Below are 7,493 nucleotides of genomic sequence, written 5' to 3' on the forward strand. Positions count from 1 at the left end.
TTGTTATCTTCTACAAAATAAATATCTTAAACAACAACAACAACAAATGTTTTTTTAGCTGTCATGTAAAGATCTATCGTTACAAAATTTAATGTCTATAACGAATGTTGTACTGTAAGATTAAGTACATGAAGCTCACATTACAAAAAGGAATTGACCCCACCACCAATGAGATTATTTGGTTGATATTAGATGGAAAGACTTATCAGATTGTCGAACCAATTCAACGCTACCTGACTTCTCTAAGCACTAGCAGATCGCCATACACGGTGAAATCCTACGGCTATGACCTGAAATTGTGGTGGACTTTCCTCGAACTTAAGCATCTCGATTGGAGAAATGTAAATGTCGGTGACTTGGAAGATTTCGCTTATTGGCTCAGGACAGGCAATACTTTTGTTATTTCATTGCAGACTGTAGAAGCCAAGCGAACGGAGAAGAGCATCAATCGAGCGATTACGGCAGTTACGGGTTTCTATGATTACCATATCGCCAACTCTACGGTCTCTTTCAAACAGTTTGATAGGTTTCATCTTCCCTACGGCATGACCAAACAGGGATTGCTAACAGGCATCGCCAAGAGCAAACCTGTTCGGCAGAAGTTGGTCAAACTCAAAGAGCCGAAGAAATTTCCAGGTTGCTTAAGTGACTCTCAAATAGAAACGTTAGTTAATGCCTGCCATCGCATCAGAGACAAACTACTCATTATGATGCTTAATGGGTCAGGTTTACGAGTTGGTGAGTTGCTTGGTTTGTTTCACGATGACGTAGGAGATGGTAGCGATTACTTCATAACCGTTAAGAGACGAAATCACCCCAATGGAGCTAGAGCTAAAGGACAAGAACGAACTATCCCCGTCGTTCCTGAACTCTTGAAGATGTATAACGATTACCTCATTTATGAATACCCAGAAGTGGAATCGCCCTATGTCTTCGTCAACATCTGGGAAGGAGAAGTAGGTCAGCCAATGAAAGCAGGTGTTATCAATACTATGTTTTATCGATTGAGTCAGAAAACGGGAATTAAAGTTTACCCTCACCTATTTCGACACACATACGCAACACGGCTTCTTAAAGCCCAATACCCACCAGAGCGAGTCAAATATTTACTCGGACATACGAGTATTCAAACGACATTAGACATTTACTGCCACGTTATTGAAGAAACGGATTTGAGAAGCGTTATCTCCCAAGAGGAAGAAGAATGAGTAGTTTACCTGATTGGAATTTGAAACCCCAACAGTGGTTGTTAGCTAAAAACGAGGAAGCAAGACAGTTACTTGATCACCCCCTGCTTCAAAAAGACATCTGGCAAACAATTGAAGATTTAGGATTAAGAGTTAACGAGCATCATAAAATTCTAACAATCAGTTTTCAGAGAGTAGAACAAGATTGGTTAAAATTATTAGTTAAACTTTATGTATTAATGAGAAGCCAACGGAAACTTTCACCTGCATATATAAAAGATGATATTTCCAATCTGGCGAGATTTTCTCAATTCATTCAACAAAAATGTATTTTTAGTTATGAGAATATAAATAACTTATTGTTTGAAGAATATGAACATTATCTACAGTCATTAAAACTCTCACCTAGATCCATTGCACTTCAATATACTACTTTAATGAATTTTTTCAATCTCTGTCGTATTGAAGAATGGTTAGATGTGGACACTCATTGGTTCAAAGGTAAGTCTAAAATTTCAACCCATAAAAATAAGGATATCGAGTATATTCCAGAGGAAGTATGGCAACAGTTAGACGAACATCTCCATCATTTGCCTGAACCGATACAACGGATGATAATAATAATTAGAAGCACTGGTTTGCGGATAGGTGAATTGTTAAATCTGCCTTTAGACTGTTTACGAAAACGAAACGAGCAATGGCGGTTAAGATTTCTGACAGAAAAATATTTAGTAGAGGATGAAATACCAATTTGTCCTGACTTAGTGATTATTATACAAGAGCAACAAGAGTTCATCAGACAAGGTTTTGGGGATATTTATCATAAATTATTTGGCAGTAATGACGGAAATTATATTTATAAGCCAGCACCTAGAGTTATGTCAATAAGCACTTTTAATGGTTGGTTAAATAGACTGGCACAAGAGTATAATATAAAAACTACAGAAGAGAGAATTTGGCATTTCAAATCGCACCAATTTAGAAAAACCTTTACTACTGTGATGAGCAATGCAGGTATTAGAGATTTAATCATTCAAAAATATTTAAGGCACCGCTCTCCCGATATGCAAAATCATTATAAACAACTACTCAAGCAGATGTTGGGTGATGAATATCAGGAATTGATGAAAGAAACTAAATATGTCGGTAGTATGGGAAAAATAGTCGCTACTTATCAACCCAAAAATCCGATTACCGAGCTAGTGAGACGGAGGATGCACCAAATTTCCACTTTATATGGAGAATGTCATCGTTCTACGTTGAAAGAAAAGTGCCAAACCGTTAACGCCTGTGGTAGATGCGAACATTGGAGGACATCAATCGAGGATTTACTCTATCTTAAACAAGATTTGGCTAGGATAGAAGCTGAATTGGAGATAGCAATACATTTGGGGATGATAAGACAGCAACAAGGGTTGGCAGAAGATAGAGAAGGATTGATGAGAAGGATTGAGGGATTGGAAGCTAATAATGATTGAAATTGATTGGAAAAAAGATTATCGAGGTGAATTTATCTGCCCTTCTTGTAGCAAACCAGGAATAGGTTTAGCAGGTAAACAGCGTGAAAAAAGACAATTTATTTGTCGTTTTGGATGTGGTAAAACATTAAGCTCTATCGATTTAAAAAAACGGTCGTGTTATTTAGAAACAAGACTAAAAGATCAAAAAACAGATTGGAATAAAGATTATCATGGTGAATTTTGCTGTCCTAACTGCCAATGTCAGGGGATCGTTCCTCAAGGGATTTATAAGAACAAACGGATATTTCGCTGTTCATTTTGCCGTCATGTAAGTCGAGAATCATGTGATATAAATATTCAAGCCGTAGCTGACCCAATAAACGCTGGAATCATTTGGTATACCAATCATTTAATAGAGGATTTTGTTTGTCCACAATGCGAAGCACATAGTATCTATTTTTGCCATCTTAACAAAAATAATAAAAAAAGCTTCAAATGTAAAAACTGCACCTGGATTTTGTACAATGATAGTATTGATTTAATCAGTAAAAATATTAGCTATCATACTTGTCTAACTTCGCCGATTAATTCATTTAATTATGATGAAGATAAATGGGATTTAAGAGCGATTAATCCGAAGTATGATTTAACAGATTTAAGACGAGCTATTATTAAATTTCTACCATTTCGTTTAGAATGGTTTAAACAAAAAGTTAAAAAATATATTCAGTATTTATGTGAAATTAATAGTTCTTTCGCCACGATTGAAAAACGCTTATTAATTTTAAAAACTTTTTCTAGTTATTTAGAAACAAAAGGTATAACTGAATTTTCTCAAATAAATCGTAGTATTATCCTCGATTATTTAGCAACAGAGAAAACAATAAATAGGCATAAGATAGGAGGATTACGTGATTTTTTTGCAATTGGTACGATGAAAGATTGGTTTGAAATTAACCAAGATATTATCCGTAATGAGGATTATCCTAAAGCATATATGAGAAACCCCGACCCTTTATCGGATGTCGTTCGTGAACAAATAGAAGCGAATTTACATCAGCTTCCCGACCCGATAGCAAGGATGTGGATTATCTGCTTTTTCGCAGCCATGCGGCCATCAGAATTGCCTCTTCTTAAAAAAGATTGTTTGGTTCAAGACGGCCCTTTATGGAAATTAATCTGGCATCGGAAAAAAACTGATGATTATCATGAAATTCCCATAACTAGAATTATAGCTAAGGTCGTCCAAGAGCAGTTGGATTACATTAATGCCTTATGGGGTCAGGATTGGGAATATTTATTCTGCCATTATCATGGATTATCAACAATAGATTCATCTCAATCTAAGTTAGAACCCGTTAAAAAAGTTATTTACAATGATTCCAATCCTTTAACCATAGCAATTCGTTGTTTGATTAAAAGTGAAAATATCTTAGATGAGAACGGGAAATTAGCCGTATTTCAATTAAAACTTTTAAGACCGACACGTTTAACACAATTATTTGAGCAAGGACACGATCTAACGGTAGTGAGTGCTTGGGCGGGTCATAAAAACTTCGCTACCACCAGCACCTATTACACCGAGGTCAGTTGTGAGTTAATAGAACGAGAAACAGGACATATTCATAAAGCTTTAGTTAACAGAGACGGCAAACCCTTACTATACGAGTCCCTTCCTAAATCTTTTTGGGAAAATCCAGTCGCTCATAAGCTGGAATTAGAAGGGACACATATCAACACACCCATCTATGGCTATTGCGGTCTTTCATTAAATGAGAATTGTGAGAAATTCCGAGCTTGCTACACCTGCCCATGTTTCGTTGCTGTGCCTGAAAAACTTCCTCAATACATCAAAACTCGTGACGAACTCAGGGGCAAGCAGACCAAGGCTTTAACAATGGGTCAGGACGTTTTAGTAGAGCAGTTTGGGCGACAGGCTGACCAGTTAGACAAGATTATCGCATCATTACAGGAGGCAGCATGAGCAGGGAAGATACTAAAGAAACCAGAATTAATACCCTCAAACACGCTCAAGAAACTCGTAAGCAGGATTCCCTAAACCGAGTTTATAAAGCTATCGAACGTTTACAGAAGATCGATGCCAAAGTTAACTTTCAAACCATAGCTAAAGAGGCTAACGTTAGTGTCAGTTACCTTTATAAGTATCCTGAACTCAAACGCCATATTGCCGAAATCCGTTCACTCCAAAACTCCATGCCAATTACACCTGTGCCAAAACCCAATTCAACGGCTACAGGAAAAATCATCACCAAACTTAGAGAGCGCATTCAACACTTAGAAGCAGAGAATAATGAACTCAAACGTAAGAATGAAGCTTTAGCAGGTCAGGTTTATCGAGTACATTACTTAACTGAACAGGTAGAACGGCAGCAGGATACCATCAAACGCTTAGAAACTCTTTTGAAAGAGGCAAACCAAACCATGACAATGACCAAGGTTATCCCGATTGTTAGCAAAACCAAAGGTGAAATTAGCGATGAAGTTCAAGCTCAATTAAATGCAGCAGGAATACAATTAAACCCAACGTTGACCAAACTCATCAAGTCAACCCCAGAAGAAGCGGTACTCAACGCTATCGAAGCTTACAAGGAAGCTCTAGCTACAGGAAACATCGAACGCCCTGGAGGTTGGTTGAAGAAAGCGATAGAAGAGGAATGGAAACCCAATGACTCGGTACAGGCCGCCTCTGAGTTGGAGCAGTTCAACGAATGGTTTCCATTAGCTAAGAAGAAAGGTTTGGTGGTAGCCAGTCAAAAAGAGAATAATGGTATCGTAGTTTATACGTCTGGTGGTGAATGGAGATCTTTTGCCCAAATGTTATCTCAGTATCCTATAAAGGATCTGACATAAGCTTTACAAAATATTTTTGATTGTTAAAAAGTTGATTAAAAATGGGAATACTTAATCAGGAATAACTATCAACGAAGTAGCAAATAATGGAAGCTTTAATTGATCAATTAAATATTCTTAAATTAGAGTATAGAGAATTCTGTGTTAATTATCTTACTCTTAAAATGATTAGTGATATTTTTACAAGTGCAGGATTTACCTCGGTTGATAAAGACTTATCATCTAACCCTACACGTCGCCAACTTGTTGAAACTTATTATAAAAGTGTAAATTGGCAAAGTCAAGAAATAGCTCAGAAATTTATGAAAGTTATCGAATATACTTTACAGCTATATTATTTGACTGATGAATCTAAAAATGAGCTTCGTTCTTTGTGTTTGAAGAATAACTTACTACTCAAAGATGGTAAAATTATACAACAAGATTTAATAGTTGACAAAGATTTATTTTCTTATCAATTTCCCGCAGGGCTACCATTTGGTATCCCAAAACCTAATTTTGCTATTACAGCAGAGAAAGGTAGTCAAAAACTTAAATATGACTTACAAGATGGATTAGGATTATTAACAGGGAAAATTTATCCAAATTTTTCGTTTAAGTCACTTGAATCTTGATTTAATCTAGATGCTTCAAATAATAGAGGATTAAAAGATAGCTTGGTAAATATGAATCAAACCGAACTTGAAAAAAAATTTTTTATAGAATATGCAAAAAAATTGAAAATGGCAAAAACAAATATTCCCGTTTTAATTCCTCAAGCATGGATTCAGTGGCACTCCCAGTCCAAGAAAAACCTTCGAGCTATTTCCTCAACACATTCAGATGAAATATATCGAGTTGATTTCGTTGCTTTTTGGAACAATAAGAGATACGTGATTCTAGTAGATGATATTAGTCATTATGCAATTAAACAAGATTCAAGGTGGAAAGCTGATGAAGAAACTTATGCAAAACGTCTGAAGGAAGATAGGAAGTTACGTAAGGAAAATTGGCAAGTCTTTCGAGTGAGTAATTGGGAATTAGGAGATGAAGATAAAATACAAAAGATTTTAGAAGACTTAAAAGATTTTATTGGATTTTAAGTTTTTAATAATTGAACAAAAATTTTTGAAGTAGAAAATAAAATGACCAATTTTATAGAGAAATTACATCGCACTTGGATTGAAAGTTTAATCAGACACGATTTTACTGAATGTGCGTCACTGATTGTTGATGCTAGATTAGAACTTGATGAGCAACAAAATAGATTTGGAGATACAATTGAAGGACTTTGTGTTTATTTGACATTCGATAATTATGAAAGAGTTAAAGAAAATGAAAAAATCAGGACGCTCCTTTCTGAAAATTTTAATTTTATAGCTAAAGGACATCCTTGGCATGATATGTCTAATTTTCCTATAGAATATAGAGTTGAACTCATGGAAGTAGATGAAAATTGGCAAAAAATAATTAAATATTTAATAACCAATTCTAAAGAATTAAATCAAGGATTAGTTACTGAAAAATGTTTTAGTAGAAAGGAAAAAAATCCAATTATTTACAATGAAATGAAATTTGCCTCTCAAACTGAGGTAAGAATTGCACAGGAGCTAGAAAACACTAAGGTACTCTTTTTTCCCTTACCATTAGCTGTTAGGGCTGAAACGGGCAAGATTTATGAGGATCATCGAGAAGTGGATTTTTTGGTCTGCCATGAAGGGACTTGGGGCATTTTAGAAGTTTCTCATCACCCAAATAGATACGAGAAAGATAAAGAAAAAGATGCTTGGTTTAAACAATCTGGGATTCTCTGCATTGAACATTATAGTGCAGAAAAATGTTATAACTCTTCAAAAAAAGTGGTACATGAGTTTTTAAGTATTTTGTCTAAGTTCAAACGATAAGAAAAAGATTTGTTCTAATATTGTTGTAGAAAGAATATATAACAAATAAAGCTTTATTTGTTATATATTGTGGACGTTGTGTAAAAGATAAT

The 7,493-nt window shown here is 35.3% G+C and carries 7 protein-coding genes; all 7 read left to right on the forward strand.

The features are described from left to right. The first annotated feature begins 128 nt into the window (after positions 1-128). The 7 genes from CFPU101_RS24760 to CFPU101_RS24785 all read left to right on the forward strand — a co-directional run bounded on the left by CFPU101_RS24760 (position 129) and on the right by CFPU101_RS24785 (position 7,401). A complete protein-coding gene (locus CFPU101_RS24760; RefSeq protein WP_206818490.1) occupies positions 129-1,208 on the forward strand; it encodes a tyrosine-type recombinase/integrase in 1,080 nt (359 codons plus the stop codon). Continuing rightward, the gene (locus tag CFPU101_RS24765) at positions 1,205-2,665 is read left to right on the forward strand and encodes a tyrosine-type recombinase/integrase (protein WP_206818492.1); all 1,461 of its coding nucleotides are present in this window, start codon (positions 1,205-1,207) and stop codon (positions 2,663-2,665) included. The genes CFPU101_RS24760 and CFPU101_RS24765 overlap by 4 nt, the downstream gene beginning before the upstream one ends. After that, a complete protein-coding gene (locus tag CFPU101_RS24770; protein WP_242578254.1) occupies positions 2,658-4,631 on the forward strand; it encodes a site-specific integrase in 1,974 nt (657 codons plus the stop codon). The genes CFPU101_RS24765 and CFPU101_RS24770 overlap by 8 nt, the downstream gene beginning before the upstream one ends. Then, positions 4,628-5,518, forward strand: a complete 891-nt coding sequence (locus tag CFPU101_RS24775; RefSeq protein WP_206818494.1) for a DUF6262 family protein — start codon at positions 4,628-4,630, stop codon at positions 5,516-5,518. The genes CFPU101_RS24770 and CFPU101_RS24775 overlap by 4 nt, the downstream gene beginning before the upstream one ends. Before the next feature lie 86 nt (positions 5,519-5,604). Beyond that, the gene (locus CFPU101_RS25860; protein WP_242578255.1) at positions 5,605-6,132 is read left to right on the forward strand and encodes a hypothetical protein; all 528 of its coding nucleotides are present in this window, start codon (positions 5,605-5,607) and stop codon (positions 6,130-6,132) included. 51 nt (positions 6,133-6,183) lie between these two features. Next, positions 6,184-6,600: a hypothetical protein gene (locus CFPU101_RS25865; RefSeq protein WP_242578256.1), complete on the forward strand. Its 417-nt coding sequence runs from the start codon at positions 6,184-6,186 to the stop codon at positions 6,598-6,600. A gap of 42 nt (positions 6,601-6,642) precedes the next feature. Next, the gene (locus CFPU101_RS24785) at positions 6,643-7,401 is read left to right on the forward strand and encodes a hypothetical protein (RefSeq protein ID WP_206818496.1); all 759 of its coding nucleotides are present in this window, start codon (positions 6,643-6,645) and stop codon (positions 7,399-7,401) included. Positions 7,402-7,493 lie beyond the last annotated feature (92 nt).

Origin of the sequence: Chroococcus sp. FPU101 (genome assembly GCF_017312365.1) — a bacterium.
Taxonomy (GTDB): Bacteria; Cyanobacteriota; Cyanobacteriia; order Cyanobacteriales; family Microcystaceae; genus Chroococcus.

Coding starts and splice junctions, on each gene's coding strand:
- CFPU101_RS24770 (WP_242578254.1), top strand. CDS start 2,658: ATGATTGAAATTGATTGGAAAAAAGATTATCGAGGTGAATTTATCTGC.
- CFPU101_RS24765 (WP_206818492.1), top strand. CDS start 1,205: ATGAGTAGTTTACCTGATTGGAATTTGAAACCCCAACAGTGGTTGTTA.
- CFPU101_RS24785 (WP_206818496.1), top strand. CDS start 6,643: ATGACCAATTTTATAGAGAAATTACATCGCACTTGGATTGAAAGTTTA.
- CFPU101_RS25860 (WP_242578255.1), top strand. CDS start 5,605: ATGGAAGCTTTAATTGATCAATTAAATATTCTTAAATTAGAGTATAGA.
- CFPU101_RS24775 (WP_206818494.1), top strand. CDS start 4,628: ATGAGCAGGGAAGATACTAAAGAAACCAGAATTAATACCCTCAAACAC.
- CFPU101_RS24760 (WP_206818490.1), top strand. CDS start 129: ATGAAGCTCACATTACAAAAAGGAATTGACCCCACCACCAATGAGATT.
- CFPU101_RS25865 (WP_242578256.1), top strand. CDS start 6,184: ATGAATCAAACCGAACTTGAAAAAAAATTTTTTATAGAATATGCAAAA.